We start from the raw sequence: 23,041 nt of genomic DNA, 5'->3' as shown, positions 1-23,041 counted from the left end.
CGCTTCTTTTAGTTAAGAAGCGCATATTTCATATATTAAAACCATTATTTTACTTCAACAGAAGTAAACTGAAATGTACTTCCGTTAAATAATCCTTTGTCTGATAACTTTAATGCTGGTATTACCAATAGTGCCATAAAAGACAAGGTCATATAAGGCGCTCTTAAAGAACTTCCCATAGCTTTCGCCATCGCATCCAATGCTGCATATGCCTTTCCTATTTCTTCTGCTGGTTTATCACTCATAATTCCTGCTACAGGTAAAGCAACCACTTTTTCTTCTGTATTCGATACGGCACAAATTCCACCTTTGTTTTCAATTAACAAGTTTACTGCTTTACAAATGGCTTCGTCTGAAACTCCAACAGCAATGATATTATGAGAATCATGTCCTACAGAACTTGCAATAGCCCCTTCTTTTAATCCGAAGTTTTTTATAAATGCTATAGAAGGCTCTGCATTTTTGTAACGATTTACCACCGTCATTTTTAACACATCATTTTCAGTATTAGAAACTAGGTTTCCATCTTTAATTAAAGAATCTACTTCAATTTCATTGGTTACCAACTCTCCATCTAAAGCTTCAATTACTCTGATTTTCTCTGATGCAGAATAAAATTCAAACTCGTTTACCTCCTTTTTATCGGTATCAAAATTATTCAATACTTCAAAATCTACATGCTTAACAAACGATTTTCCATTCTCAGCAACCAACTCTCCATCAATATAGGTTTTGATTACGTTGAATTTTTCTAAGTCTTCTACTACAATAAAATCGGCCTCATCTCCTTCTTTTAATAATCCTACATCTAAATTATAATGTTTAACAGGATTTATACAAGCCGCCTGCAATACTTTGAATACATCCATTCCTTTGGCTACTGCTCTTTCACAAAGTTCGTTTAAATGTCCAACTAACAAATCATCTGGATGCTTATCATCTGAACAGAACATCATATTTTCATAGTGCTCAGGAAGTAAATCTATCAATGCTTCAAAGTTTTTAGCAGCACTTCCTTCACGAACAATTACCTTCATTCCTTTTTGTAACTTTTCTAAGGCTTCTGCATAGGTAAAACATTCGTGATCGGTATAAATACCTGCAGCAATATATTTGTCTAAATCTTCTCCTCTAACTCCTGGTGCATGACCATCAACAGGTTTGTTGTAATGTTTAGCCCAAGCTATCTTTTTTAATACTTCTTCATCTTGATAAATAACTCCCGGATAATTCATCATCTCTGCCAAATATTTAATATCCGGATTCTCCATCATCTTCTTGATATCATCAGAATCAATTACCGCTCCCGCACTTTCAAAAGAAGTTGCTGGTACACAAGAAGGTGCTCCAAAGTTAAATTTTAACGGAACTTTCTTTCCGTTTTCTATCATAAAGTCAACTCCTTTTACTCCTAATACATTGGCAATTTCATGCGGATCTGAAACTGTAGCTACTGTACCGTGTGTTACTGCTATTTTGGCAAATTCTGAAGGTACTAGCATAGAGCTTTCTATGTGAATATGTGCATCTACAAAACCAGGTAATATATAATTCTCTATAGAATGATCTGCTTCTCTAACAGCCACTATCTTTCCATTGGCTATTTCAACTTCTCCTTTAAAAATTCGTTTGTTTTCTATATCAACTATATTTCCTTGTACTTTCATATGATTCAAAATTAAGACTGCTAAAATAGGTAGTATTTCTGCATAAAAAAAGCATCCAATTGGATGCTTTTAGTTTTATCTCTTATTTAGCGCTTGGTGGTCCTCCTGCTAAAATCTCTTCGTTTGCATATTCTTCAAACTTCTTGAAGTTCTCTCTAAATGAATCCGCTAACTTATGTGCTGTTTTATAATACTCTTCGTCATTATTCCAAGCTTGACGTTGGCTTAATAATTCTGAAGGTATTCCAGGACATTGTCTTGGTTGTGCTAAACCAAATACAGAGTGAATGTGATAGTTCTCATGAGTAATCTCTTGAGGTAACCCTCCAGTTAACGCTGCATTAATCATAGCACGCGTGTACTTTAATTTCATTCTATCTCCTACTCCATAAGGTCCTGCAAACCATCCTGTGTTTACTAACCATACATTTACACCAGTTTCTTTCATTTTCTCACTTAACATTTCTGCATAACGAGTTGGGTGTAACGGCATAAATGGTGCTCCAAAACAAGCTGAGAAACTTGGTTGTGGCTCAGTAACTCCTGCCTCAGTACCTGCTACTTTTGCAGTATAACCTGAAATAAAGTGATATGCTGCTTGCCCAGGTGTTAATCTTGAGATCGGAGGCAATACTCCAAATGCATCTGCTGTTAAGAAGAAAATATTCTTTGGATTCTTTCCTATAGATGGCGTTTGAATATTCTCAATATGGTAAATAGGATAACTTACACGTGTATTTTGAGTAATAGATGTATCGTTGAAATCTACGTTCTTTTCTCCATCCATTACAATATTCTCTAAAATTGCTCCTCTCTTGATCGCACCATAAATTTCTGGCTCTTTTTCTTGAGATAAGTCAATTACTTTCGCATAACAACCTCCTTCGAAGTTGAATACTGAATTCTCAGAAGTCCAACCATGCTCGTCATCTCCAATTAAACTACGATTTGGATCTGTAGATAACGTAGTTTTTCCTGTTCCTGATAACCCGAAGAAAATAGCTGTATCTCCTTCTTTACCAACGTTTGCAGAACAGTGCATTGGTAAGGTATTTTTGAATACTGGTAAGATAAAGTTTAACGCAGAGAAAATTCCTTTTTTAATTTCTCCTGTATATCCTGTACCACCAATTAAAGCTACTTTTTTACTAAAGTTTAAGATAGCAAAGTTGTGTTGGCGTGTTCCATCAACTGCTGGATCAGCCATAAAACCTGGAGCATTTACTACGGTCCATTCTGGAGAAAAACCTTTCAATTCTTCTGCAGTTGGACGTAAGAACATGTTATAAGCAAACATGTTACTCCATGGATATTCGTTTACTACTCTAATGTTTAATTTATAGTCTTCGTCTGCACATGCATAACTATCACGTACAAAAATCTCCTTACCAGAAAGATAAGCAGTTACTTTATCGTATAATTTGTCAAATTTGTCTGAATCAAATGGAATGTTGATATCTCCCCACCATATTTCATCCTTCGTGATATCATCTTTAACGATGAAACGGTCCATTGGAGAACGTCCTGTGAACTCTCCAGTTTTAACAGCTATTGCTCCAAAACTAGATTCTTCTCCTTGTCCTTTTTCAATTGTAATATCATGTAACTCGTCTGAAGTCAATTGATAACGCACGGTAGCATCTGTTATACCAAGATTGTCTATCGAAATCGTTTTCGCATCAAGATTTGTCATCTTAAAATATTTTAGTTGTGTTTTATTTTCGACAAAAATAGTTCTTTTTGTCTAAACTCATTAATCATAGAAAAATTTTATTAACTATTCTTTTTTGATAACTTTTTCGACGAAACGTAAACATAGTAAAATCCACCCTACAATTAACAAAACTCCTCCTAAAGGCGTTATAAACCAAATACTTTTGGCAGGCACTCCTCCAAGGTAAATAGCATAAATAGAACCTGAAAACAATAGAATACCCCCTATCAAAAATGTACTTATGGTTCTTTTTTGTTTTTCTGAAAAACCTGCAAACATGTTTACAAAAAGTAAAAGTAACACATGAAAAAACTGGTATCTCACAGCCGTTTCAAAACTTTGCATAGCTTCTGGGCTCAATTTTGATTTTAATGCATGTGCTCCAAAGGCTCCTAGAGTTATTGCGATTACTCCTAAGATGGATGCGATTGTTAAATTTTTATACATTTTATCTATTTTTGTTTAATTTTAAACTTTTTTAGCGATATTGTCGCCTCAAACATTAGATAACAAAAGTACATTATAAATGAGAAAAATATTAATTATAGGTGCAGGTAGATCGAGCTCTTCTCTAATAAAATACTTACTAGATAAGTCATCAAACGAAAACTTACATATAACTATTGGTGATGTTTCTGTTGAAAACGCACAAGCAAAAATTAACAATCACCCAAACGCAACTGCTGTTCAATTAGATGTTTTTAATGAAGAGCAGCGTGTTGAAGCTATCCAAAACGCAGATATCGTGATATCGATGTTACCAGCTCGTTTTCATATTGAAGTTGCTAAAGATTGTGTTACCTATGGTAAACACATGGTAACTGCCTCTTATATTTCTAAGGAGATGCAAGCTTTAGATGAAGCTGCAAAAGAAAAAGGATTGGTATTCATGAACGAGATTGGTTTAGACCCAGGTATTGATCATATGAGTGCTATGCAAATTATTGATAGAATTCATGATCATGGTGCTAAAATGTTATTATTCGAATCTTTTTGTGGTGGTTTAGTAGCTCCAGAAAGTGATACCAATTTATGGAACTATAAGTTTACTTGGAATCCAAGAAATGTGGTTTTAGCAGGACAAGGTGGTGCTGCCATGTTTAGACAAGAAAACACATACAAATACATTCCATATCATAAATTATTTAGAAGAACTGAGTTTTTAGATATTGAAGGTCATGGAAAGTTTGAAGCATATGCAAACCGTGATTCTTTATCATATACAAGTGTTTATGGTTTAGATGATATTCCAACCATGTATCGTGGAACGATTAGAAAAGTTGGTTTTTCTAGAGCATGGAATGCTTTTGTTCAATTAGGAATGACCGATGATACTTATACGATTGAGGATTCTGAAAACATGAGCTATCGCGATTTCACCAATCTTTTCTTAGCCTATTCTCCATCTGATTCAGTAGAATTAAAGTTCCGTTCGTATTTAAAAATTGATCAGGATGATATTATGTGGGATAAGTTCTTAGAGTTAGATTTATTTGACCCAACTAAAAAAGTGGAATTAAAGAACGCTACTCCTGCTCAGATTTTACAGAAAATATTGTCTGAGAAATGGACATTAGAAGCTGATGATAAAGACATGATTGTAATGCATCACAAATTTGGTTACCAGTACAAAGAGGAAAAGCGCCAGATAGAAAGTAGTATGGTTATTAAAGGTGATGATCAAACCTATACTGCTATGGCAAAAACCGTTGGTTTACCTGTAGCAATGGCAGCTGTAAGAATTTTAAATGGTGAAATTACCACTCCAGGAGTGCAATTACCTATTACCAAAGAGGTATACGAGCCAATCTTAAAAGAATTAGAAGACTACGGAATTACTTTTGTAGAGAAAAAAGTTCCTTATTTAGGTTATAACCCAGAAAGTGTAAAAGGATAATTTATCTTAAAAAAACTTATATCAATTCCTCAAATTTATTAGTAAGTTTGGGGAATTATTTTTAACAAAAAAAAGCATTGAAAAAACAAACATTGATTATGAAAAAAACAAAAAACTCCTTAGTATTTTCTCAAACAAATTTTATTAGTTATTTATCATTTGTATTCTCCTTTTTAGTATTAATAAGTTGTACAAGCAACAGTGAAGATGATTTAGGTGATGGCACGGAGCCAACTGCACCTACAGATATTATACATGATGGAAATGTTTATCTTAAAAATCAGCATGAACTTAATACTTTTGCAAAAAAGGGCTATACAATTATTAATGGTACTTTAGTTATTGGTGTATTGTCAGATTGTGATATAACTTCTTTAAAAGGATTAGAAAGTTTGACTCAAATTAATGGAGGCTTAAATATTCAAGGCACTATTAATCTAAATTCACTTGAAGGATTAAACAACATCAGATCCACTCAATTTTTATCGATAATGGATGCAGATAAAATTACACACATTGATGAATTAAAAAATATAAAATCTATTGTTGATGATAATGAAAAAGATGGTCTTTGGGTTTCATTAATAGTTTCAAACGATAATTTGGTTAATATCGATGGGTTAAGCAATCTTGAAAACTATAAAGGTGTACTAGAGATATTAAATAATAAATCACTACTTAATGTTGATGGATTAAAAAATATAAACTCATTTAGCGCTCGTAGCATATCAATAATACGAAATGAGAGTTTAAAAAACATTGACGGATTATCAGTTGTCAATTCTCTTAGTAATCTTCTAGATATTAGTGAGAATAATAGTTTAGAAAACCTTAACGGTTTAAATAATTTAAGTTCTGTTAAAAACACTTGTTTCATAAGAAACAATCGTAACTTAAAAAACCTTTGCGCAATAGAAAATTTAGCAGGTAATGGTGAAGATTTTGATTTATATATTGATTACAATGCATACAATCCAACTAGACAAGATATAATAGATGGAAATTGCTCTCAATAACGATTTTGCAAACAGTTTCTAAAAACTAACAACAAAACATTACATTTTCAAGTAAAACTCTTTGGTAAGATTAATATAGGCATCAGTATACTGGTGCCTTTCTTTTTCAATGATTAATTCCTCTTCCGCAACCGAAGTTTCGGTAAAAGTAAATGCTAATAAACTTCTTTTAATCTCAGAAGTTTCATTACCTCGAACTCTGCATATTTTTTTAGCAAACAGATTGTGCTTTTTAGCCAATTCAATAAAATTACTTTCTTCTTTAAATGGAATGATTACTGAAAATACCCCGTTTTCAGATAACAATTTAGAAACTCCGTTAATTAAAGATTCAAAAGATAATGAAGAAGTAAATCTTGCTTTATTTCTAGCTTCATCCTCCGATTCAAAGGTATCTGTATAGAATGGTGGATTAGAAACAATCACATCATACTGTTCTTCCTCTTCTGCCATTTCCTCTGCAAATTCATCAAAAGAGGCATTGTAACAAAACAATCGATCTCCCCAATCTGATCGCTCAAAATTTTCTACAGTTTGCTCATAAGCATTTTCATCCACCTCTACGGCATCAATTGTCATAGCATCACTTCGCTGTGCTAACATTAATCCAATTACACCTGTACCAGAACCTATGTCTAACATTGCATCCGGATATTCACCTAACTCACACCAAGCTCCTAATAAAACTCCATCGGTACCTACCTTCATTGCAGTTTTATCTTGATGTACCACAAACTCTTTAAATTGAAATGGTTTCATTTATAAGATCTTTTCTAAAAACTTTTCAGCATTAAAAAATAAATACAGTACAATAATTAATAGAAGTACTAAAAACAATCCTTTTTTAGGATTAGTGCGTTTTCTATTACCAAATCTTTTTTCGAACTTCATTTCTACAAGTATTTTACGCTTCGAAGATAGATATTCTATTCTGAAAAGAATTAAAAAAGTAAGGTTTTCCTTTTTAATCCGCCTAAATCAACAAACCTTATTTTTATGACGAGATTTCTTTTTTTAGCTGTAATGTTTCACTTTTCTCTTTATGCTCAAACCACTACCACAAAAACTCAAACACCCTATTTAGTTTTACAATTATTTACTTCTCAGGGTTGTAGTAGTTGTCCGCCAGCAGATGCGCTTCTAGAAGAAATTAAAAAAGAAACACAAGATAAGAACATCTCTATTCTGTCATACCATGTTGATTATTGGAATTATATTGGCTGGAATGATCCTTTTAGCTCAAAAGAATTTACCAAAATTCAATATGCCTATGGTAAAAAATTCAGAAAAAACAGAGTATATACTCCACAATTGGTTGTAAACGGAAATGAGCATTTTGTAGGTTCTAATCAAGCACGTGTTCAAAGAATTCTCCGAGGATATACTTCTAACATTGCCTCAAATACAATTTCTTTACCTGAAGTACAAAAAACAAAGCACACAATAAAAGTTAACTACGCAGTAACAGGAAATATTGAAAACAAGAATATTGTGTTTGCGCTAGTTTTAGAACGAAAATCTACACTTGTAAAAAGCGGAGAAAATAGAAATAGAGAAATTACGAATAGCAATATTGTTTTAAATCAGTTAACTACCCCACTATCTTCATCCCCCGGAAACATTTCTATTGAAATTCCTAAAAAGTTTAACAACGAAACTCGTTTAAGATTAATTGCTTTCGTTCAAAAAAACAATTTAGAAATTACGGGAACTATTCAACAAGAGTTATAATTTTCTTTAAGTATAAAAAGTTAGCTTACAATTCAGGTTTAGTAGCTCGTAGCATTTCGCGTTTACCCGGAGGCCCTGGTAATCTTTCTACCGAAAACCCAACTGCTTGCATGGCTCTGCGTACACTCCCTTTGGCAGCATAGGTTACTAAAATTCCGTTAGGAACTAATGCCTCATACATTTTCTTAAAGATTTCTTCAGTCCAAAGTTCAGGTTGTACCCTAGCTCCAAAAGCATCGAAATAAATCAAATCAAACATTTCTTTATCATCAATATCTTTAAAGAACTGCTCTCTTTTTGTTAGTTGAAAATCTGTAGTAATTTGATGTCTTTCTTCCCAAGAAACTTTATGAATCTTATCAAAAACACCTTGATGCTCTTTTGCGTCTAATTCAGCTACATAATTGAGCTTCTCAACCTCATCTTGTGCTACTGGATAGGCCTCAACTCCTACATATTCAATTGGTTTCTTTGCTTCTAAAAAAGTAATAAAACAATTTAAACCGGTTCCAAACCCGATTTCTAAAATAGCAACTTTATTGTTCGTTACTACTTCTAATCCACTCTTAATAAATACATGATACGCTTCTTGAATAGCACCATGTTTCGAATGATACTGCTCGTTCCAGTCGGGTAAATGAATGGTTGTAGAACCATCGGATGTTATGATTATTTCTCGCTTCAAATTATTTAATCAATAATTTCTCAATTCGCGGAATTGGTCCTCTACACTTGACTTGATGACATGCAATACAAGATTCAATAGCATTGTTATATTGCTCTTTTCTTTCTTCTTTGCTTACTTCAAACAAAGCTCTATGTGTTTGTTCAAAATGCTTTGCAAATGTTAAAAAAGTTTCATCATAATCAGTACTATCGGTCAACTTTGCTGTATGTATTTTAATATACTCTTTATTAAAATCACCAATTTCTTTCCCGTCAATGATCTGCTCTCGAACTTCCTTGTTCTTTGCCAACATATTCCTCATAAGCTCCGCCATTTCAGATGTTTTATACATCTGAAAATTTGACGGAATCTTTTTTACAATCTTTATTTCTTTTGTTTCTTTTTTTGATTGACAACCAATCATCAAACTTAAAAAAAGTCCCAATAAAAATTTATTCTTCATCTGCTTTTGCCTCCAACAATACTCCATCAGCTAAGAAAGAATACGTTACTTTCGGTTCTGTAATTTTTGCTATTTCTTCTTCAGATTTTCCAGCATCTTTAGCATAGTGTTGTAATTCTTCTACAGAAACTTCGCTTTTAAATGCTTTTCCATTTAAAATCACCTTGCTTTTTGCAGAGTTAAAAGGCATAAAGAATGCATAATCTTTAAACTTTACAAAAGATGTTTTTTTCTCATCTAAAGGAACTTTAATCCAGCATCCTTTTTTCTGACATACCTCTCCTATTTCACCCATAAATTTTACATCAAGGGTATCACCAACATTCATCGTTTCAAATTTCTTAGCCATATCTTCTTTACTAATAGCATGATCGGCAGAAATTTCCTTTCCAAAAGAAACGAGCTCAATTGCTTTTACTTCCTCTTTCTTTTCTTTCTCTTCATTTTTTTCGACTTTACATCCTGTAAGTAAAAACATTAAAGACAGACTATAAAACAGTAGTTTTTTCATTATCAATAATTTAGTTAAAACAATACAACAAAGATAGCTAATAATCAAATAGCTTTAACCAATAATACACTAATTATCAATGTACTTTTTGTACCTTCGTAGCGCTTCTTAAATGCAATTTTTATGAACATTAACACACAACTAATACAACAATCTAAAATTGACACTGTCGATTTTAATAATTTAAATTTCGGAAGGGTTTTTACAGATCATATGCTGGTTTGTGATTTTAAAGACGGAGCATGGCAAACACCAAGTATAATGCCTTACGCACCTATTAGCTTTGAGCCTTCTGCAAGAGTTTTTCATTATGGACAAGCAGTTTTTGAGGGTATGAAAGCTTTTAAAGACGATAATGACGATGTTTTCTTATTTAGACCTGATGAAAATTTTAAACGTTTAAACAAATCTGGTGAACGTTTAGCTATGCCCCCTGTACCTGAAAATGTATTTATAGACGGGTTAAAACAGTTACTTAAAATTGACAATGATTGGATTAAAAAAGGTTTTGGTAACTCTTTATACATAAGACCATTTATTATAGCTACTGAAGGAGCTATCGCTGCTTCTCCTGCTGAAGAATATAAATTTATTATTATCTGCTCTCCTGCTCAATCATATTATGCTGGAGATGTACGTGTAATTATGGCAGAAAAATATAGTAGAGCTGCTGATGGTGGTGTTGGTTATGCTAAAGCTGCTGGAAACTATGCTGCTCAATTTTATCCGACAAGTCTAGCTCACAAAGAAGGATACCAACAAATTATTTGGACAGATGCGAGTACGCATGAGTATCTTGAAGAGGCAGGTACAATGAATATATTCTTTAGAGTTGGCGACAAGTTAATCACTGCTCCTAACAACGATCGAATTTTAGATGGAATTACTAGAAAATCTATTATTCAATTAGCAGAAGACAATAATATTGACGTAGAAGTAAGACGTGTTTCAGTTGCTGAAATCAAAGAGGCAGCAAACAATGGAGAATTGAAGGAAATTTTTGGTTCAGGTACTGCTGCCGTAATTAATCCAATTAAAGGATTCAAACACAATTCAGATGCTTTTGAATTACCTGTTTTAAAAAATTCTTATGCTTCTCTTTTTAAAGAAAAACTGTTAAATATTCAATACAACAAAAGTAACGACAACCACGGATGGCGTGTGAAAATTTAGTTTTTATGTTAAAAAACACTATATTAGTAGTACTAAAAAACACTTTTTCATAACAAATAGGGGAAATATGAAAAACCTAATTCCGGCATTATTAGCAACTATTTTAAGTTTTGGAGCTACCACGTTTGCTTTGAACAATTTAAATATTGTTCCTGCAACAAACAACTCAAAAACAAAGACTGCTAAAAAGAAAACTGCCAAGAAAAGTAAAAAGGAAAACACCACAGCAAGTAAAACAAACACTGCAAAACCTTCTGGTGAAGAAGAAGCAATTCAAAAAAGCTATGCTGACTGGAACAACTACACCAAAAACAATGTAGATTTAATGTCTTCATTTAGTGGTTTAGATGAAAAAGGAGAGGAAGTAAAGAAAAGTATTTTCTTAGCATTATTAAGAACGGGAGCTTATATCCCTGTAAAAATGCAACAAGAAGGAAAAGACTACTATAAGTTAACTCCTTTAAACAGTGACGCTGATCCAAAAATTAAAAAATCGATTCAAGGAAAAGCTTCTATGGCGAATAGCTACTACAAAATGGAAGGAAAAAAACTTCCAACATATGACTTTGTAGACATCAACGGTAAGTCGCACAATAAAGCTGATACAAAAGGAAAAATGTTAGTATTAAAGTGCTGGTTTATTACTTGTAAAATTTGTGTTGAAGAGTTTCCTGAGTTAAATGACTTAGTAGATAAATATAAAGATGAAAATATTGAATTTATCAGTTTGGCTTTTGATGAAAAAGATAAACTAGCTGAGTTTTTAAAAACCAAACCATTTAAGTTTTCAACCATCCCTATGCAAAAAGACTATATGGCTAAAAAGTTAAAGGTTAAACAATATCCTTCTCACTTAATAGTTGATGAGGATGGAAAAATATTAAAAATGGTAAACAGTGTAAAAACACTGTCATCAGAATTAGAAAGAATACTAGAAAAATAAAAAAGTCAGCTATATGCTGACTTTTTAGTTTTCTAAGATTTCTTTAATATTTGGCTTAAAGTAATTAGGTCCTTTTAAGACCTTTCCATCTTCTCTGTAAATTGGTTTTCCGTCTTCACCTAACTTACTCATATTACTTCGTTGAATCTCATTAAAAACCTCTTCTATTTTATGTTGCATTCCATGCTCTATAATTGTACCACATAAAATATATAACATATCTCCCAAGGCATCTGCTACCTCAACCAAATCATTATTTTGAGCTGCTTCAAAATACTCTTCATTTTCTTCTTTCATTAAATTAAAACGAAGTGTATTTCTATCTTTACCAATACTCGCTGTTGGTTCGTTTTTAATTCCTAATCCGAATGCTGTATGAAACTCGTGTACTGCGTTTATTTTACTTTTCATTCCTGTGTTATATTATATAATTCCTAATTCTGTTTGTACTTTTTTAAAATCAAATGAACTCCAATCTTCAATATGACTTTTTATACCTTCTTCTTTAAAATCTGATAAATTTTTATTTCTAATTCCTAAAAAATGTAAGTTTAGATTTTTAGCTGTTCGTAAATCCCAAATACCATCTCCTACGGAAATAATATTTTCGAAATTCTCCACACCAAAATAATTGCTTGCTTTTGTAATAGCAGAGGTTACAATTTCTTCTCTTGTATAAAAACTACTTGCCGTTTCAATTACATCTGGTATAAAGTTAATCTTGGCTTGTTGCAACTTTATTAATGCCGGTTCTAATAATGACCCTGTTGCAAAACAAATAGCATAATCAGTTTCTTTCATAAAAAAATTGATAATCGCTCCCGCACCAGCTATTTCTTCTGTTTCAGGTAAAGAGCATAAATGTGCTGTCATTTTTTCCTCAAATTGAGGCATTGCAGAAAAATTAAATTCTTTATGAAAGTTACGTTCGAAATTTTTCTTTAGAATATAACTATCTGTCATGTTTTTATACGACTTCCAATCTTTATTTATTTCAGTTATTCCTATACCAAGCATTGCCTCTACGAATGCTGTTTGATGCTGATTTTCGCTTTTTGTTAGCGTATCATCTATATCAAAAACGATTAGATTTTTCTTTCTCATAAAATTATGTTGCTAGTTTTAACATCCAAGAAGGTACTAATTTTAACACCCATGCAATGAGCCTCCATCTTTTTGAAATATAGGCTACCCTCCTTCTTTTTTTTATTGCTGAATAAATTTGTTTTGTAGCTTTTTCTAATGGAACCATCCAAAAAATTCCGTCTCCTAGCGCCATTGCTGTATCTACAAAACCAGGTCGAATATCGGTAATAAACACCTTTCTAGATTTGATAGATTTTGTTTTAATGTATAAACTTTCCAAATAGGCTTTTTGATACGCCTTTGAAGCAAAATATGCAGGTGCTGCTCTATTACCTCTCAAAGATGCTATTGATGAAATTCCTACCAAATGCCCGAATTCTTGTTTACGAAATAGATTGTATGCCAAATCATATAGCTTTGTTACACCAACTACATTGGTTTGAATGGTTTCATTTTCCTTTTCCCAAATTAGCTTAGAGTTTACAAAACCTACTCCTGAAGATTGAATAATCAAATCTACTTCTTTAAATGTTTCGACAATCTCATGAAACACTTTTTCTACATCCGCTACTTGTTGAATATCATTTTGCTTTACCAAAATTTGTGTTGGATAAGCTTTCTTTAAGGCTTCTAGCTTTTCTAACCGACGACCTGTTATTGCAACCATATAGTTGTCTTTTACCAAAAGTTCGGTTAGGGCTTTTCCTATTCCTGAAGTTGCACCAAAAACAATAGCTTTTTTCATTTAAATAAAATTAAATAAGGTTAATAACAATCTAAAAACATATTCAGAATAGCCTACAATTTACAAATAGTATTTCTACCAATATCTCACAGATTCTATGTAATTTTGCTTAAAAATATAAAATATTATGTTTACGCTTATTGCTGCTAAGATGTTTACTACTGGAAGAATTATTTTTGCTAGTTTATTTGTAATTGCTTTTGTTGCTATGATGCTTTTTAGTTATAAGAAAGATGCTAAAAACAACAAGAAACATTATCAAAACGGAGCATTATATGTAGCTATTGGTATAATTGCTGTTATTGGTTTCTTATTTCTTTCGAAGTTTTTAATCAAGGGGTAAATTAATCCATCGGTATCACTTCATTTAGCTTATCGTGATCTAAAATAGTGTACCCTTCATTATCAAAACTAAAAGACGGAGTGTATTTCACTCCAGATTGCAGTTCTGCAAAATCATAGGAAGTCATTTGATATACTTTTTGTCCAAATGATTCTTCATGATACTGAATAAGCACATACAATTTTGCTTCTAGATTTTCTATTTCTTTATCTGAATATTTGAATAATGGACTTTTATCATCAACTTCATGCACAATGGTCCAAACCGTTGGTAAATACATAATCTTATCGCGTTCTAGCTTTAATCGATAAAACTCTCTTTTATATTCTCCTTCTTTATTTTTCTCATTTATAGAAAGTGTTACCGTAATTTCTGGCTCTATCATTACCGTTTTTCTACTATTCATTAAACGAAACATGATTGCTCTGTGTTCTTTAAAATCTCTTAAAATTACATTATCACTAAAGTGAATTGCTGCTTTCGCTTTTGAAAATCGACCGTACAATAGCCCCGTAATAAATGAAAAACTAAGTAATCCTATCATAGCTTCAAACGCAGCTATCATATTGGCTGTTACTCCTTGCGGTGCAATTCCACCGTACCCCACTGTTGTTAATGTTTGTGCACTAAAAAAGAATCCATTTAAAAAATCATCGATAAAATTACCTCTCGAAGGAGTGATTTCTTCTATACCTATGGCCATATACACAAAACCAAACACAATATTAAGTAAGGTATATCCTAATAACACAAAAAGGAAAAACTGCCACCAAGTTAACTCTATAAAGAAGGTATATAAATCATCTAAATTGAACTTTTTATTAAGATGAATCACATTAGAACTCCCATCTTTATTTACAATCCCCTTGATATTTTTCTTGGAGTTATGTCCTAACCCTGGATCTTTTATCTTTTTTGCCATACTACTCACTTTCTGCTTTAAAAATACAAAAAACCGACACTTTAAAAGTATCGGTTTTTAATTCTTACTTTTTATCAATCTTAGTTCTTTGCTGGTAAGAAACTATAGTTTTTAGCATAAAACTTCATTTGTTCCTCAAAAGTTTTAGGCTGTGCTACTTTAACATCTGTAATGTTTCCTTCTGCATCAACTACAGGTTCTAAAACTGGATTTACAAACCCACTATATGGAGCCGATGTAAATTGCTTATTACGATCTAATACTTCTTTATGAATAGCTTGATCTACTTTTACACCATATCCTTCTACTAAAGCTTTTGCAGCTTCAAAATCTCCTTCTGATTTGATTCTTTGTGTTTCTTTTAATAATCGTCCGAAGATATCACGTAATTTCATGTAATCGTTTACTACGAAAAATGTTTTACCATCCTTTACCACTTTTTCAATTACATTGTCTTTCTTTCCTTGCTCAAAAGCCCAAGCAGATACCCATTGACGGTTTACCATATGATCCTCTTCAATATCATCTCCTAAATTGATACGGATTAACTGTGTCATTAACCCATTTCTAATATATCCATCATAAGCTGCTTTTCCAACTTTTTGCCAATCTTCAACCAGTCCTAATTCTTGTAATTTAGGGTCCATTAAATAATATAAACCAACTAAATCTGCTCTACCCTCTTCCATTGTAGATGCATAATTTTTCAAGGTTTCTTTTGGTTGCCCGATTCCTTCATTAATTTTACCCGATGCATGACCAATTACTTCATGTAATGCTGTATGCAATTTATCAGCTAACTTTCCATATTTAATTTCTAAATCAATCTCTTCTTGATCATGAGCAAACTCCTTTAATCTTCCTGTTCCACCGGCATTGTTGTATGACCCAATAATATTTCCTAGCGATACTGATTTTGATCCATGCTCTTGACGAATCCAGTTGTTATTTGGTAAGTTTACTCCAATAGGTGTACTTGGTGAAGCATCTCCTGCTTCTCCTGCTACGTTTACCGTTTTATAAGAAACTCCTACTACGTTTTCTTTTTTGTGCGCTTGATCTAAGGGAGAGTTATCTTCGAACCATTGTGCATTATCTGATAATACCTTCATTTTCTTAGACATATCAAAATCTTTAATTTCAACAATTGTCTCATAAGAACCACGGTATCCTTTTGGATCGTTGTATACTTCAATAAATCCGTTAATCCAATCAATATTTCCTTCAGTAGATTCTACCCAAGCAATAGCATATTGATCCCAAGTATCTAAACTTCCTGTTTTGTAATATTCCACTAACAACCCAAGAGCTTTTGCTTGCTTTTCATTTTCTGCAACTCCCTGTGCTTTTTCTAACCAATACACAATTTTATCGATTGCGGCTCCATACATTCCACCAGACTTCCACACTTTTTCAACAAGTTTTCCATCTTCACGAACAAGCTTAGAGTTCAATCCTGCTTCTACTGGCTTTCCTTCTGGTCCTTTGTATGCAGTTTTATAAAATGTATCTACATCTTCACTTGTAATATCTGGACCATAAAAGTTTACTGCCGATGCTAATACGTTATCTACCCCTGCTTTTTTGTTTACTTTTTTACTGTCTTTATTATTAAAAATTACTTCTAAGGCTTCTCCAGACAACGTTGTGCTAGTCTCTTTTAGTAGGTTTTCTAAATACTCTTTAGAAAATTCAGCTTTAATTTTATCATTTGAATAATGATGATGAATTCCATTTGAAAACCATACACGTTTTAAATAGGTTGTAAACTTTTTAAAGTCTTCAGTATCTCTGGCTCCTTTAAATTCATCGTTTACTTTCTCTAAAGCTTTTCTAATTTCAAGATTATGACGATAGTTTTGATCCCACATAATATCTCGCCCTGCTAGACCAGCTTGCGTTAAGTAGTATACTAACTTCTTTTCTTTCAATGTTAATTGATCAAACCCAGGAATTTGGTAGCGCAATACTTTAATATCAGCAAACTGTTCTACTTCATATTCAAAAGTTTTTTCTGTTTTTGCCTCTGTTTTCGTTTCTGCTTTAGGGTCTTTTTTAACCTCTACAACACAAGAGACCAATAAGCTTGTTGCCACTGCAGCACAAAGCATATATCTTAATTTCATTGTATAAATATTTAAATTGATTTGTTTTGGGAGCCTAAAGGTACAAATTAAACTTCGTTATATCGGAAACAGTCTGTTGTGTGATCATTTACCATACCTACTGCCTGCATAAATGCATAAATCACTGTAGATCCAACAAATTTAAATCCCCTCTTTTTTAAGTCTTTAGAAATTTGATCAGATAAAGCCGTAGTTGCTGGCACATCTTCTCTTTTAGAGAATGCATTCTTTATAGGCTTTCCATTTACAAAGCCCCAAATGTATGATGAAAATGATCCAAATTCCTCTTGTATTTTTATATAAGCTGCCGCATTACTTATAGTCGCTTTTATCTTTAACTTATTTCTTATAATTCCCGCGTTTTGTAGAAGTTCTTCAAATTTGTTTTCTCCATACCCTTTTATTTTTTTGTAATCGAAATGATCAAAGGCTTCTCTAAAATTCTCTCTCTTTTTGAGTACGGTTATCCAACTCAATCCTGCCTGAAATGTTTCTAATATTAGAAACTCAAACAAACGATCATCATCATATACTGGTACTCCCCATTCATTATCATGATATTCTATATATAAGGGATCTTCACTAACCCAAAAACATCTTTTCTTCATTTTTTCTTTGTTTAATGCTGAAAATTACTGTTAAACAAGTTAAAAATCAATGAAAAACGGAATAATTTTTGCAATTTTATATCTATTAAAATTTACTGATTATGAAAAGATTACCACATATATTATCCTTATTTATTTTAGGAGTTTTTTTATGGGCTTGTGGCTCAACTCCTAGCGCATCTACTTCAACTGAAAAAGAAGAACCTGTTGTTATTAAAAATGACAGTTTAGAGTATGAAATTATTATAATTGACCCTGGGTTTACGGGGTATTTAAATTCAATAGCGAGGCCTGTTGGTTTTCATAGTCAGTCGTTCTTAGAAAACCGTAATCGCTTAATGGTTCCTATTTGGAATTACCGCGCACAGACACCATCACGTTTTGATCCTGCTATTTACGAAACTATTATTGATTATAGACCAGGTATTAATTATGGGTATGAGGTAAATTATAAACTTTTTAATTATTTCATGTTTGCACAACAAAAGTACAATATGCGATTAGGTAATTTTACAAATGTGAATCGATAGTGGTAAATACGAAATTCTTTAAATAATGTATATTTGCCGCTAAAAATAAAACACATATGAAATTTTTAAGAAACTTATTGGCGTCTATTTTAGGTTTTTTTATTGCCCTATTTTTAATTTTCTTACTCTTTATTGGTATCGCTGCAATTGCGGGAAGCGGAGATGAAGTAATTGTTGAAAATAATTCTATTTTAGAAATCGACTTATCTACTGCTCTTAAAGATTATGCTCCAAAGGAAGACAATCCTATTGCTGAAGCGTTGGAGTTAACAGATGAAAAACTAGCGTTAAATAAAGTTTTAAATGCTATTGAGAATGCTAAAACAGACTCTAAAATAAAAGGGATTAGTATTCAATCTACCATAGTAAGTGCTGGTATTGCACAAACTCAAGCAGTTAGAAAAAAGTTAGCAGAGTTTAAAGAGAGTGGAAAGTTTGTATATGCTTACAATGATTTTTATACTCAAAAAAATTACTATTTAAGTTCTGTTGCAGATAGTGTATTCTTAAACCCTGCAGGAATGGTAGACTTCAAAGGATTATCAACTGAGATTTTATATTATAAAGATTTTGAAGATAAGTATGGTGTAAAAATGGAAGTTATTCGTCATGGAAAATACAAAAGTGCAGTTGAGCCATTTTTATCGAATAAAATGAGTGAAGCCAACAGAGAGCAAACTACTTCATTCTTAAAGTCTATTTGGTCACAAATTACTAAAGATATTAGTGAGACTAGAAATATTTCTACTGAAAATTTAAATGCAATTGCTGATAGTTTAAATGCAAGAACTCCTGAACTAGCAAAAGAAAACAATTTAGTTGATGGTGTTATTTATATGGATGAGTACTTAGAGAAATTGGATAATGCAGCAGATGCAGAAGCAAATACAATTTCGATTGAAGCGTACATTAAATCTGGTAAAGGACGTATTTCTTCAACTGCTAAAAACAAAATTGCTGTTATTTACGCTCAAGGAGAAATTATTTATGGTGAAGGTGATGAAAACCGAATCGGTCAAGGGCTAATTAATAAAGCTATTCGTAAAGCTAGAAAAGACGATAACATTAAAGCGATTGTTTTACGTGTAAATTCTCCTGGAGGAAGTGCCTTAACTTCTGAACTTATTTGGCGTGAGTTAGAGTTAACCAAAAAAGAGAAACCTATTGTTGTTTCTATGGGTAATGTTGCGGCTTCTGGTGGGTATTATATTGCTTGTAATGCTAATAAAATTATCGCAGAACCTACAACTATTACAGGGTCTATCGGTGTTTTTGGAGCCATCCCTAACGTTCATGAATTAGCAAACAATATGGGTATTAATGCTGAGCAAGTTGCAACAAATAATAGCCCTAGCTATAGTATATTTGAACCTATGACTCAACAGTTTTATGATGTTACTAAAGAAGGAGTTGAAGATATTTACAAAACTTTTGTAAACAGAGTTTCAGAAGGAAGAAACATGACTTTTGAGCAGGTTAACGAAATTGCACAAGGTAGAGTTTGGTCTGGAACAGAGGCCATTGCTAATGGTTTAGTTGATGAACTGGGTGGACTAGATACTGCTGTTAAAGCGGCTGCTGAATTAGCAGAGGTTGAAAATTATCGTGTAAGAAATTACCCAAACTATCATAAAGACATTAAAGACGCTTTTAAATTATCTCCTTTTGGTAAAGTTTCAAGAGATGAAATTATTAAAGAAGCTCTTGGTGAAGAAAACTTTAGATTATACAACAACATTAATCAAATGAGAAATTTAAAAGGAATACAGGCTAGACTTCCTTTTATCTTAGAGATTAAGTAATAAAACAAAAGCCTTGAGAATGTCTCGAGGCTTTTTTATAGTTGAATATTACTTTTCTTTTAAGTAACCTTTAATTTCCTTTTTTATTACTTCTTTAACTACAACATCTTCCTCTAAGAAGAGTTCTAGCAGTACCGCTTTAATTTTATCTTTAAATTCTAGTTTTCTATATTCAATAGGAGTATCGTTTATTTCTCCATTTTCATTTTTTAAGAACATGGTTCCTTTTCCAGTTAATAACCATGTTGGGTCTACTTCTGGAAAGGCGTGTAGAATTTTGTTTAACACATTGCTTTTAAAAGCTGACTTTCTTCTTATAGCGGTACCAATAGAGTTGTTAGAAACATTAATCTTTTCTTCAAAAGACCTTATATTTAACCGGTTATAATTAATAATCTCTTCAACTCTCTTGTATGTTTCATCAATAAAATCACTCATTAAAAAAATAACATTTTTCTAATTTATTTATATTTTTGTTTCTTTTTAAGAATTTTGTTTGTGTCTTTGTAGTGTTATAAGTACAAGACACGTACAAATATAGATGAATTGTAACGTGTTTTATAAAAATTAGCTAGAGTTTTTATGATAACAACCACACAACGAAGTGAATTAGAAAAAATTAAACCTCCTAAATACAGGGAAAAAGTGAAAGAATATCTAATTCAAAAAGGTCATCATTTTTCTTTAGAAACGATTCAAAAAGTTTATTCTGGAAAGAGAAATAACTTAATGATTGCCAAGGCAATAATTATAGTTTTCAACAAGCATTTAAAAGAACAACAATCAGTACATCTAAAGATTAATAATTTAATTAACCAAATAAACAAAAACGACTTGTTATGAAAAAATGAAAAAGAAACTAACAAAATGCTAAACCTACCCATACATTTTATAGCCTATATTCTTTAATTAACTCTATTTCTCTCCATTCTTATTAAAGAAAAGCTAATGTCTCTCTCAATACATATATAATTTTCTGTAGCACTACACCAGTAGCACTACACCAGTTTAGAATTATATATCTCAAAATCAAATTTCAACTATACTTTTCCTGTAAGGAAGTTAACTTATAACCGAGTTACTTTCTTCTCGTTAAGAATTACATTCTGTAAAATCACCAAACATGAAAAAAGAAATTCAAGATGACTTTATATCTTATATTACAGTAAACGCCAACCACCTTGTGAATAACTTTAACCAAGCCTTAAACAATTCGCTAGATTATAGTGTAGAAAGTTTACTTGTTCTTGACGACGAAATCTTAAATCATTTACATAATAACCAACAGGTTATGAATGAACAAGAACTAACCAATATTATTCATCGTATTGGATGCTACATTTTTGAAGTAGCTCGAAGAAACTTCGGAGGTAAATATGATTGGCATTGGTCATTAAACCAACCAGCATTAATTACCGGGTATCCCAGCTTTGAAATAACCATACTAACTTTTACAAAAGTCAAACATCGAATCATTTATGGCTCTAAAGAAAGTATTCCTTCCTTTTTTAATATCTATATGAAAAAAGTAAAGACTGCTAAAAAAGGAGAAAAATTTATTCTTAAGTAAAATTCAATCTAACAACCTATTCCCCTGCCCTATTGGTTATAAAATGCTATTAAAGCATCGTAAAAACCTTTAGGGTTTTCTGCATGTAACCAATGTCCAGAGTTAGCTACTACAGTTATTACAGCTTCAGGGAAATGCGCTTTAATTAAAGGAACATCTTCTTCTGAAATATATCCAGAATTCGCTCCTTTTAAAAATAGTGTTTCTCCTTCAAAAATAGTAAAAGACGGTAACGATTCTCCTACTTCACTATTATTCTCTGTTAAAGATTTCAAATTAAAACGAAAAGCCAATTCTGTTTTATCTTTTCGGTATACACTTTTCAATAAAAACTGACGTATTCCTACTTCAGGTATCAATTCAGCCAGTTTTTCATCGACCAATTTTCTGGAGTTCTGAACTTCAAAATCTATCGAATTTAAGGCAGCTAAAATATCATGATGATGTGGTGGATACATCCTTGGAGAAATATCTGCAACTATTAATTTATTAATCAATTCAGGATATTCTGTTGCAAATAACATAACGGTTTTACCTCCCATGGAATGTCCTAACAAATCAACATTTTTAAGTTGATGATGTACAATATAACTATGTAAATCTTCAACTAATAATTCATAATCGAAAGCATCTGCATGAAAACTACGACCATGGTTTCTCTGATCTATTAAATGCACTTCAAAACCTTCTTCAGCAAGATTGTTTGCATGAGTTTTCCAATTATCACCCATTCCAAAATACCCATGAAGAATTAGTAATGGGTGACCGCTACCTACAATACGTGAGTGGAGAATTTGCATAAGCTATTGTAATCTGTGTAAATACATGTTTACGACATTTTCAATTCCTAAATAAATACTTTCAGAAATCAATGCATGCCCTATTGAAACCTCTGCTAAATTTGGTATGTTTTGTTTAAAGAATTGAATGTTTTCAAGATTTAAATCATGACCAGCATTAATCCCCAAACCTAATTCATGAGCCAATACAGCTGCTTCTGTATAAGGTTTTACTGCCTCCTTATTTCCTTTTTCAAATTCAGACGCAAAACTCTCTGTATACAATTCTATTCTATCTGTTCCAGTTTTTGCTGCTGCTTCAATCAATTTTAAATCGGTATCAATAAATATAGAAGTTCTAATTCCTGCTTTTTTAAACTCTGCAATTACTTCCTTTAAATAGGATTGATGGGTAACCGTATCCCAACCAGCATTTGACGTTAATACATCTTCTCCATCTGGCACTAACGTTACTTGTGTAGGATTCACCTCTAAAACTAAATCCATGAATTGCTTAATAGGATTTCCTTCTATATTATATTCTGTAGTAACAATTGGTTTTAAGTCATAAGCATCTTGATAACGTATATGGCGTTCGTCTGGTCTTGGATGAATCGTGATTCCTTCTGCTCCAAACTCCTGAACATCTTTTGCTACTTGTAATAAGTTAGGTACATTTCCTCCTCTTGAATTACGTAAGGTTGCAATTTTATTAATATTTACGCTTAATTTTGTCATGTCATAAAAT

Annotated in this window: 27 protein-coding genes; 10 read left to right on the top strand and 17 right to left on the bottom strand. The window is 32.1% G+C overall.

Annotated features, from left to right (window positions below):
* Window positions 1-44: 44 nt before the first annotated feature.
* From ade to ABNT22_RS04060, 3 genes are all read right to left on the bottom strand, one after another.
* Complete coding sequence (gene ade / locus ABNT22_RS04070; RefSeq protein ID WP_348714347.1) at window positions 45-1,667, bottom strand: adenine deaminase; 1,623 nt, start codon at window positions 1,665-1,667, stop codon at window positions 45-47.
* Between the two features lie 82 nt (window positions 1,668-1,749).
* Window positions 1,750-3,360 (bottom strand): phosphoenolpyruvate carboxykinase (ATP), encoded by a 1,611-nt coding sequence (pckA, locus tag ABNT22_RS04065; RefSeq protein WP_348714346.1) that lies wholly within the window; start codon window positions 3,358-3,360, stop codon window positions 1,750-1,752.
* 84 nt (window positions 3,361-3,444) lie between these two features.
* Window positions 3,445-3,828: a DUF423 domain-containing protein gene (locus ABNT22_RS04060; protein WP_348714345.1), complete on the bottom strand. Its 384-nt coding sequence runs from the start codon at window positions 3,826-3,828 to the stop codon at window positions 3,445-3,447.
* A 79-nt stretch (window positions 3,829-3,907) separates the two neighbouring features.
* Between ABNT22_RS04060 and ABNT22_RS04055 the strand changes: the two genes are divergently transcribed.
* Window positions 3,908-5,278, top strand: a complete 1,371-nt coding sequence (locus tag ABNT22_RS04055) for a saccharopine dehydrogenase family protein (protein WP_348714344.1) — start codon at window positions 3,908-3,910, stop codon at window positions 5,276-5,278.
* Between the two features lie 98 nt (window positions 5,279-5,376).
* Complete coding sequence (locus ABNT22_RS04050) at window positions 5,377-6,294, top strand: hypothetical protein (protein ID WP_348714343.1); 918 nt, start codon at window positions 5,377-5,379, stop codon at window positions 6,292-6,294.
* A 39-nt stretch (window positions 6,295-6,333) separates the two neighbouring features.
* Here ABNT22_RS04050 and ABNT22_RS04045 read toward each other — a convergent pair whose 3' ends face one another.
* Both ABNT22_RS04045 and ABNT22_RS04040 read right to left on the bottom strand, forming a co-directional pair.
* The gene (locus ABNT22_RS04045; protein ID WP_348714342.1) at window positions 6,334-7,053 is read right to left on the bottom strand and encodes a tRNA1(Val) (adenine(37)-N6)-methyltransferase; all 720 of its coding nucleotides are present in this window, start codon (window positions 7,051-7,053) and stop codon (window positions 6,334-6,336) included.
* Entirely contained in the window at window positions 7,054-7,185 is a 132-nt protein-coding gene (locus ABNT22_RS04040; protein WP_348714341.1) for a hypothetical protein, read from the bottom strand.
* Window positions 7,186-7,290: 105 nt separating this feature from the next.
* Here ABNT22_RS04040 and ABNT22_RS04035 point away from each other — a divergent pair, with 105 nt between their 5' ends.
* A complete protein-coding gene (locus ABNT22_RS04035) occupies window positions 7,291-8,025 on the top strand; it encodes a DUF1223 domain-containing protein (protein ID WP_348714340.1) in 735 nt (244 codons plus the stop codon).
* 25 nt (window positions 8,026-8,050) lie between these two features.
* Here the strand turns inward: ABNT22_RS04035 and mnmD are convergent, their stop codons facing one another.
* From mnmD to ABNT22_RS04020, 3 genes are read right to left on the bottom strand one after another with little or no spacing between them, the layout of a single operon-like run.
* Window positions 8,051-8,710 (bottom strand): tRNA (5-methylaminomethyl-2-thiouridine)(34)-methyltransferase MnmD, encoded by a 660-nt coding sequence (gene mnmD, locus ABNT22_RS04030; RefSeq protein WP_348714339.1) that lies wholly within the window; start codon window positions 8,708-8,710, stop codon window positions 8,051-8,053.
* Between the two features lies 1 nt (window position 8,711).
* A complete protein-coding gene (locus tag ABNT22_RS04025) occupies window positions 8,712-9,155 on the bottom strand; it encodes a hypothetical protein (protein WP_348714338.1) in 444 nt (147 codons plus the stop codon).
* Window positions 9,145-9,666 (bottom strand): DUF4920 domain-containing protein, encoded by a 522-nt coding sequence (locus ABNT22_RS04020; protein ID WP_348714337.1) that lies wholly within the window; start codon window positions 9,664-9,666, stop codon window positions 9,145-9,147. Before ABNT22_RS04020 ends, ABNT22_RS04025 begins: the two co-directional genes overlap by 11 nt.
* A gap of 123 nt (window positions 9,667-9,789) precedes the next feature.
* Here ABNT22_RS04020 and ABNT22_RS04015 point away from each other — a divergent pair, with 123 nt between their 5' ends.
* Together ABNT22_RS04015 and ABNT22_RS04010 are read left to right on the top strand one after the other, a co-directional pair.
* Window positions 9,790-10,839: a branched-chain amino acid aminotransferase gene (locus tag ABNT22_RS04015; protein ID WP_348714336.1), complete on the top strand. Its 1,050-nt coding sequence runs from the start codon at window positions 9,790-9,792 to the stop codon at window positions 10,837-10,839.
* A gap of 67 nt (window positions 10,840-10,906) precedes the next feature.
* Complete coding sequence (locus ABNT22_RS04010) at window positions 10,907-11,782, top strand: TlpA disulfide reductase family protein (RefSeq protein ID WP_348714335.1); 876 nt, start codon at window positions 10,907-10,909, stop codon at window positions 11,780-11,782.
* A 24-nt stretch (window positions 11,783-11,806) separates the two neighbouring features.
* Here the strand turns inward: ABNT22_RS04010 and ABNT22_RS04005 are convergent, their stop codons facing one another.
* From ABNT22_RS04005 to ABNT22_RS03995, 3 genes are read right to left on the bottom strand one after another with little or no spacing between them, the layout of a single operon-like run.
* Window positions 11,807-12,193: a nucleoside triphosphate pyrophosphohydrolase family protein gene (locus tag ABNT22_RS04005; protein WP_348714334.1), complete on the bottom strand. Its 387-nt coding sequence runs from the start codon at window positions 12,191-12,193 to the stop codon at window positions 11,807-11,809.
* Between the two features lie 12 nt (window positions 12,194-12,205).
* Entirely contained in the window at window positions 12,206-12,886 is a 681-nt protein-coding gene (locus ABNT22_RS04000; protein WP_348714333.1) for an HAD family hydrolase, read from the bottom strand.
* A 4-nt stretch (window positions 12,887-12,890) separates the two neighbouring features.
* Window positions 12,891-13,613, bottom strand: a complete 723-nt coding sequence (locus tag ABNT22_RS03995; RefSeq protein WP_348714332.1) for an SDR family NAD(P)-dependent oxidoreductase — start codon at window positions 13,611-13,613, stop codon at window positions 12,891-12,893.
* Window positions 13,614-13,740: 127 nt separating this feature from the next.
* On the opposite strand from ABNT22_RS03995, the gene ABNT22_RS03990 reads away from it, so the two are divergent.
* Window positions 13,741-13,956, top strand: coding sequence for a hypothetical protein (locus tag ABNT22_RS03990; protein WP_348714331.1), 216 nt, complete (start codon window positions 13,741-13,743; stop codon window positions 13,954-13,956).
* A 1-nt stretch (window position 13,957) separates the two neighbouring features.
* Here ABNT22_RS03990 and ABNT22_RS03985 read toward each other — a convergent pair whose 3' ends face one another.
* From ABNT22_RS03985 to ABNT22_RS03975, 3 genes are all read right to left on the bottom strand, one after another.
* Window positions 13,958-14,878, bottom strand: coding sequence for an ion channel (locus ABNT22_RS03985; protein WP_348714330.1), 921 nt, complete (start codon window positions 14,876-14,878; stop codon window positions 13,958-13,960).
* Between the two features lie 80 nt (window positions 14,879-14,958).
* Entirely contained in the window at window positions 14,959-17,004 is a 2,046-nt protein-coding gene (locus tag ABNT22_RS03980) for a dipeptidyl-peptidase 3 family protein (RefSeq protein WP_348714329.1), read from the bottom strand.
* A 47-nt stretch (window positions 17,005-17,051) separates the two neighbouring features.
* Window positions 17,052-17,612: a DNA-3-methyladenine glycosylase I gene (locus ABNT22_RS03975; protein WP_348714328.1), complete on the bottom strand. Its 561-nt coding sequence runs from the start codon at window positions 17,610-17,612 to the stop codon at window positions 17,052-17,054.
* Window positions 17,613-17,713: 101 nt separating this feature from the next.
* On the opposite strand from ABNT22_RS03975, the gene ABNT22_RS03970 reads away from it, so the two are divergent.
* The gene (locus tag ABNT22_RS03970) at window positions 17,714-18,142 is read left to right on the top strand and encodes a DUF6146 family protein (protein ID WP_348714327.1); all 429 of its coding nucleotides are present in this window, start codon (window positions 17,714-17,716) and stop codon (window positions 18,140-18,142) included.
* Between the two features lie 56 nt (window positions 18,143-18,198).
* Window positions 18,199-19,944 (top strand): signal peptide peptidase SppA, encoded by a 1,746-nt coding sequence (sppA, locus tag ABNT22_RS03965; protein WP_348714326.1) that lies wholly within the window; start codon window positions 18,199-18,201, stop codon window positions 19,942-19,944.
* 48 nt (window positions 19,945-19,992) lie between these two features.
* On the opposite strand, the gene ABNT22_RS03960 is transcribed toward sppA, so the two are convergent.
* Window positions 19,993-20,382, bottom strand: coding sequence for a hypothetical protein (locus ABNT22_RS03960; RefSeq protein ID WP_348714325.1), 390 nt, complete (start codon window positions 20,380-20,382; stop codon window positions 19,993-19,995).
* A gap of 144 nt (window positions 20,383-20,526) precedes the next feature.
* On the opposite strand from ABNT22_RS03960, the gene ABNT22_RS03955 reads away from it, so the two are divergent.
* Window positions 20,527-20,787 carry a hypothetical protein gene (locus tag ABNT22_RS03955; protein WP_348714324.1) on the top strand — a complete coding sequence of 87 codons (261 nt, stop codon included), beginning with the start codon at window positions 20,527-20,529 and terminating at the stop codon, window positions 20,785-20,787.
* 280 nt (window positions 20,788-21,067) lie between these two features.
* Window positions 21,068-21,514, top strand: coding sequence for a hypothetical protein (locus ABNT22_RS03950; protein ID WP_348714323.1), 447 nt, complete (start codon window positions 21,068-21,070; stop codon window positions 21,512-21,514).
* Between the two features lie 29 nt (window positions 21,515-21,543).
* On the opposite strand, the gene ABNT22_RS03945 is transcribed toward ABNT22_RS03950, so the two are convergent.
* Complete coding sequence (locus ABNT22_RS03945; RefSeq protein WP_348714322.1) at window positions 21,544-22,314, bottom strand: alpha/beta fold hydrolase; 771 nt, start codon at window positions 22,312-22,314, stop codon at window positions 21,544-21,546.
* A gap of 3 nt (window positions 22,315-22,317) precedes the next feature.
* The gene (locus tag ABNT22_RS03940; RefSeq protein WP_348714321.1) at window positions 22,318-23,031 is read right to left on the bottom strand and encodes a pyridoxine 5'-phosphate synthase; all 714 of its coding nucleotides are present in this window, start codon (window positions 23,029-23,031) and stop codon (window positions 22,318-22,320) included.
* Between the last annotated feature and the right edge of the window lie 10 nt (window positions 23,032-23,041).

This window comes from Tenacibaculum sp. 190130A14a (assembly GCF_964048965.1).
GTDB classification, from domain to species: Bacteria; Bacteroidota; Bacteroidia; order Flavobacteriales; family Flavobacteriaceae; genus Polaribacter; species Polaribacter polynesiense.
This window is presented reverse-complemented; position numbering and strand designations above follow the sequence as displayed.

What these genes read in the sequence shown, in the direction of transcription:
- sppA (WP_348714326.1), top strand. Translation starts at nt 18,199, where the DNA reads ATGAAATTTTTAAGAAACTTATTGGCGTCTATTTTAGGTTTTTTTATT.
- ABNT22_RS03990 (WP_348714331.1), top strand. Translation starts at nt 13,741, where the DNA reads ATGTTTACGCTTATTGCTGCTAAGATGTTTACTACTGGAAGAATTATT.
- ABNT22_RS04005 (WP_348714334.1), bottom strand. Translation starts at nt 12,193, where the DNA reads ATGAAAAGTAAAATAAACGCAGTACACGAGTTTCATACAGCATTCGGA.
- ABNT22_RS04010 (WP_348714335.1), top strand. Translation starts at nt 10,907, where the DNA reads ATGAAAAACCTAATTCCGGCATTATTAGCAACTATTTTAAGTTTTGGA.
- ABNT22_RS04035 (WP_348714340.1), top strand. Translation starts at nt 7,291, where the DNA reads ATGACGAGATTTCTTTTTTTAGCTGTAATGTTTCACTTTTCTCTTTAT.
- ABNT22_RS04050 (WP_348714343.1), top strand. Translation starts at nt 5,377, where the DNA reads ATGAAAAAAACAAAAAACTCCTTAGTATTTTCTCAAACAAATTTTATT.
- ABNT22_RS03995 (WP_348714332.1), bottom strand. Translation starts at nt 13,613, where the DNA reads ATGAAAAAAGCTATTGTTTTTGGTGCAACTTCAGGAATAGGAAAAGCC.
- ABNT22_RS04000 (WP_348714333.1), bottom strand. Translation starts at nt 12,886, where the DNA reads ATGAGAAAGAAAAATCTAATCGTTTTTGATATAGATGATACGCTAACA.
- ABNT22_RS04040 (WP_348714341.1), bottom strand. Translation starts at nt 7,185, where the DNA reads ATGAAGTTCGAAAAAAGATTTGGTAATAGAAAACGCACTAATCCTAAA.
- ABNT22_RS04045 (WP_348714342.1), bottom strand. Translation starts at nt 7,053, where the DNA reads ATGAAACCATTTCAATTTAAAGAGTTTGTGGTACATCAAGATAAAACT.
- ABNT22_RS04060 (WP_348714345.1), bottom strand. Translation starts at nt 3,828, where the DNA reads ATGTATAAAAATTTAACAATCGCATCCATCTTAGGAGTAATCGCAATA.
- ade (WP_348714347.1), bottom strand. Translation starts at nt 1,667, where the DNA reads ATGAAAGTACAAGGAAATATAGTTGATATAGAAAACAAACGAATTTTT.
- ABNT22_RS04020 (WP_348714337.1), bottom strand. Translation starts at nt 9,666, where the DNA reads ATGAAAAAACTACTGTTTTATAGTCTGTCTTTAATGTTTTTACTTACA.
- ABNT22_RS03955 (WP_348714324.1), top strand. Translation starts at nt 20,527, where the DNA reads ATGATAACAACCACACAACGAAGTGAATTAGAAAAAATTAAACCTCCT.
- ABNT22_RS03975 (WP_348714328.1), bottom strand. Translation starts at nt 17,612, where the DNA reads ATGAAGAAAAGATGTTTTTGGGTTAGTGAAGATCCCTTATATATAGAA.
- ABNT22_RS03945 (WP_348714322.1), bottom strand. Translation starts at nt 22,314, where the DNA reads ATGCAAATTCTCCACTCACGTATTGTAGGTAGCGGTCACCCATTACTA.
- ABNT22_RS03950 (WP_348714323.1), top strand. Translation starts at nt 21,068, where the DNA reads ATGAAAAAAGAAATTCAAGATGACTTTATATCTTATATTACAGTAAAC.
- ABNT22_RS04025 (WP_348714338.1), bottom strand. Translation starts at nt 9,155, where the DNA reads ATGAAGAATAAATTTTTATTGGGACTTTTTTTAAGTTTGATGATTGGT.
- ABNT22_RS03985 (WP_348714330.1), bottom strand. Translation starts at nt 14,878, where the DNA reads ATGGCAAAAAAGATAAAAGATCCAGGGTTAGGACATAACTCCAAGAAA.
- pckA (WP_348714346.1), bottom strand. Translation starts at nt 3,360, where the DNA reads ATGACAAATCTTGATGCGAAAACGATTTCGATAGACAATCTTGGTATA.
- ABNT22_RS04055 (WP_348714344.1), top strand. Translation starts at nt 3,908, where the DNA reads ATGAGAAAAATATTAATTATAGGTGCAGGTAGATCGAGCTCTTCTCTA.
- ABNT22_RS03970 (WP_348714327.1), top strand. Translation starts at nt 17,714, where the DNA reads ATGAAAAGATTACCACATATATTATCCTTATTTATTTTAGGAGTTTTT.
- ABNT22_RS04015 (WP_348714336.1), top strand. Translation starts at nt 9,790, where the DNA reads ATGAACATTAACACACAACTAATACAACAATCTAAAATTGACACTGTC.
- ABNT22_RS03960 (WP_348714325.1), bottom strand. Translation starts at nt 20,382, where the DNA reads ATGAGTGATTTTATTGATGAAACATACAAGAGAGTTGAAGAGATTATT.
- ABNT22_RS03940 (WP_348714321.1), bottom strand. Translation starts at nt 23,031, where the DNA reads ATGACAAAATTAAGCGTAAATATTAATAAAATTGCAACCTTACGTAAT.
- ABNT22_RS03980 (WP_348714329.1), bottom strand. Translation starts at nt 17,004, where the DNA reads ATGAAATTAAGATATATGCTTTGTGCTGCAGTGGCAACAAGCTTATTG.